We start from the raw sequence: 3,364 nt of genomic DNA, 5'->3' as shown, positions 1-3,364 counted from the left end.
TATGGCACAGGCACAACGGCTCGCGGGCTATGGTCTAGACGTTTTGAAGAAGCTGTTTAGAATGAAATAGCCCTGCGTTTAAACCGCCTTCTGATGTTAAACCAAAGCGCAATTCATCGCGATCGTCTATATCAGCTAACTGAACTTCTGAGGCTAAAACTGGATCGGTGGGAGCGAGAATTGCTCCCAGTAAAATCGCCGGGCCCCAATCTAATTTCACAAACCAATGAGCGACGGCGGCGACCGCAAAAATAGAAATTGGCATTAAAAAACCGATCAGCCGTGCTGTGGAATTCCAGGCCCAAAGTTGCAGCGGGCGGTTCATTTTTAAGCCACAACTAAACAGAGAAACAATAACTACAAATTCTGTAAGTCTTTCTATAAATTGAGCTTCGGGACGCAAGTTAATCAGCTTGGAGCCGTAGGGCCCCAATCCGATACCGACAACTAGATAAATTAAGGCATAAGATACAGGGAATCGCGAAATCCATCCAGAACCCAAGGTGACGGTCAGCAGGAGAATGCCAATAGCTAGCAAGTCTAGAATGTAAATATCCACCATAGCGATCGCACTTTTAATCAGGTTTACCAAGTGCGATTCTAACAGGTAAAAGCTTCGGGCGCATCCACCGCCCGCTAGATTCAGCTATCCTCCAAAAGTTGCAGTTTTTATGCTAAATGACTAAAAACTCACAACTAATAACTAACAAATCACAACTTACAACTAACAACTAATAACTCACAACTACTGACTACTGACTACTGACTACTGACTACTGACTTTTTCGGTAGCGATGATGTGCAAATCTACGTGTTTGAGCGATCGCACTAACTGTTGAGTCAAAGAACCCCGCAGCAACAATCTCCAGCGCGATTGCTGGCTTTCGCCGATCACAATTTGAGTAATGCGATACTGTTTAGCTACCTCCGAAATCGCTTTGGCTATATTAGTGCCGTTTACCCGCAAAAATTTTCCCTTAAATTCTTGACAGAGTTTCTCACAAGTTTCAACGTGCAAGCTTTCTGCTTTTGTTAAAAATCGATCTGGATCGTTGACAAACAGAGCATAAAACGGGGCATTCATATAGCTAGCAATCCTCGCGCCCCGCCGCAGCAGTTGCAAGGAATTCGGATAAGTCGAGATGCACACTAAAACTCGTTCGTGAATGTTGCAAGATTGACCTTTCAAAGTTTCTGCATCATCTTCCACATTGTCTGCGACTTCTCGCAGGGCGAGTTCTCGCAAAGCGATTAAATGACGGCGCTGGAAAAAGTTTTCTAAAGATTGTTCAATTTTTTCGGGAGCATAAATTTTGCCTTCTAGCAACCTTTCTTCTAAAGTTTCCGGCGTGACATCCACAACGACTATTTCGTCAGCATCTTCGAGGACGCGATCGCGCACTCGCACTACAACTCCGGTAATTCGAGCTACTAAATCGTTGAGACTTTCTATGTGTTGAATGTTGAGGGTGGAAAAAACATCAATGCCAGCCTTGAGAATCTCTTCGACATCCTCCTGTCATTGCTACTAATTTGCCCTCGGCTTGTTGCTTGCGAATTACTTCGATTTTGTCCTCGGGAGTTGCTTCGGCAATGAAGTCGTCAACGCCGGATTCGTCAGCAATTACTGATGCTGTAATTCGGTTATCTCCGGTGAGCATTATTGTGCGGATGCCCATTTTTCGCAGTTGGTCAAACCGATCGCGAATTCCCGGTTTGATGACATCTTTCAAATAGATAATGCCGTAGGTGTCGCTGCCTTGACAAACGCCTAGAGGTGTGCATCCAAGCCTCGAAACTCGCTCGTAAGCTGCATCGAGATCCGGCCCTCCATTGCCGCGGCGCGATCGCACAAAACCCTTCACCGCATCCACCGCACCTTTGCGAACCTCGATCCCATCGGGCAAATCCGTGCCAGACATCCGCGTTTTTGCAGAAAAATCAAGCCCGGTGGCGCTGGTGCGATCGAAATTTACCTGTGCGCCCAAATTCTGAGCCAAACGGACGATCGACTTTCCCTCTGGAGTATCGTCAAACAGGCTAGCAGCAAGGGCTACACTCGCAACCTCCTCCAGCGAGTGACCGTTTACCGGAATGAACTCCTCGGCTAAACGGTTCCCCAGCGTGATCGTCCCCGTTTTGTCCAAAATCAGCGTATTCACGTCGCCGCAAGCCTCCACGGCTCGTCCAGAGGTCGCTATCACGTTAAACTGAGCGACGCGATCCATCCCCGCAATGCCGATCGCGCTCAGCAAACCGCCGATCGTCGTCGGGATCAGTGCCACCAGCAGCGAAATCAGCGTCACCACGCCCACAGGGGTTTTCACGTAATTTCCCAGGGGCGGAATGGTCGATACCACAATCAAAAACACCAGAGTCAGCACCGCCAGCAGCACCGTCAGCGCGATCTCATTCGGCGTTTTCGAGCGTTCTGCGCCCTCTACCAGCGCGATCATCCTGTCCAAAAACCCCTTGCCCGGGTCGGCCATCACCCGCAGCGTCAATTCGTCGGAGAGGATGCGCGTACCGCCGGTAACGGAACTGGCGATGTCCGAACCCGGTTCCTTGAGCACCGGGGCCGATTCGCCAGTGATCGCAGATTCATCCACCGAGGCGACACCTGCGATCACTTCGCCGTCGGCAGGAATTACATCCCCTGCGATCACTTTAATTTGGTCGCCGCGTCTCAGAGATGTTGAACTAACTTCTTGAATTGAACCGTCTGGTAGGAGTTTGCGGGCTGTCGTGTCTGCTTTGGTCGATCGCAGCGCATCTGCTTGCGCTTTTCCGCGCCCTTCTGCTACCGCTTCCGCAAAATTAGCAAATACCAAAGTGAAGAACAAAATGAAGGTGACTAAACCGTTGAAAACTCTCTGAGTTTCGCCGGGAACCGACCCGAACAGCGTCGGATCGATCGTTAATAATGCAGTCACAATTGTGCCAACCCACACCACAAACATCACCGGATTTTTCAGCATTACCCGCGGGTTTAGCTTGACAAAAGCTTGTTTAAAAGCTCTTTGATAAAGACCTTTTGTATTTGCTTTCGGCGTGTGCTTGCGAGACTCGCGAGAGCCTCTAGCAGGTTTTTTTGGGGAATCAGGGGTATTGGAAGAAGCCATATCGATTGGGGATTTTTAATGGACCACAGAGGACACAGAGAACACAGAGAGATAGAAGAGTGAGGTTGATAATTTTTTGCTAAAGAGGTGGAGGAGTTGGTGTTGCTAAAGGTGTTGTGGGTGTAGTTATCGATGCAGGTTCAAACTTGCCGCTGCTAATTTCATAGGGAGCATCCCGGTTTTGTAAATATCCGAATAAGTGTAAAATAGTTAAAATCAATAAAAGCGTCAAAAAAAGTCGA

Annotated in this window: 2 protein-coding genes and 1 pseudogene; all 3 read right to left on the bottom strand. The window is 48.5% G+C overall.

Annotation, left to right across the window (positions count from 1 at the left end):
- Positions 1–34 precede the first annotated feature (34 nt).
- The 3 genes and pseudogenes from QUB44_RS30275 to kdpB all read right to left on the bottom strand — a co-directional run bounded on the left by QUB44_RS30275 (position 35) and on the right by kdpB (position 3,122).
- Positions 35–592, bottom strand: coding sequence for a cation:proton antiporter domain-containing protein (locus QUB44_RS30275; RefSeq protein WP_333373506.1), 558 nt, complete (start codon positions 590–592; stop codon positions 35–37).
- A 174-nt stretch (positions 593–766) separates the two neighbouring features.
- Positions 767–1,516 (bottom strand): annotated as a pseudogene (locus tag QUB44_RS30270) (universal stress protein); the annotation flags it as partial.
- Positions 1,482–3,122, bottom strand: coding sequence for a potassium-transporting ATPase subunit KdpB (kdpB, locus tag QUB44_RS30265; protein ID WP_333373503.1), 1,641 nt, complete (start codon positions 3,120–3,122; stop codon positions 1,482–1,484). The pseudogene QUB44_RS30270 and the gene kdpB, both read right to left, overlap by 35 nt.
- Between the last annotated feature and the right edge of the window lie 242 nt (positions 3,123–3,364).

It is taken from the genome of Microcoleus sp. AT3-D2 (assembly GCF_036705715.1).
Classification (GTDB): domain Bacteria; phylum Cyanobacteriota; class Cyanobacteriia; order Cyanobacteriales; family Microcoleaceae; genus Microcoleus.
Note: the sequence above shows the minus strand (reverse complement) of the source record. Positions and strands in the feature narration are given on the sequence as shown.

Bases quoted from the DNA above. Each gene is read 5' to 3' on its own strand.
- kdpB (WP_333373503.1), bottom strand. From the start codon at position 3,122: ATGGCTTCTTCCAATACCCCTGATTCCCCAAAAAAACCTGCTAGAGGC.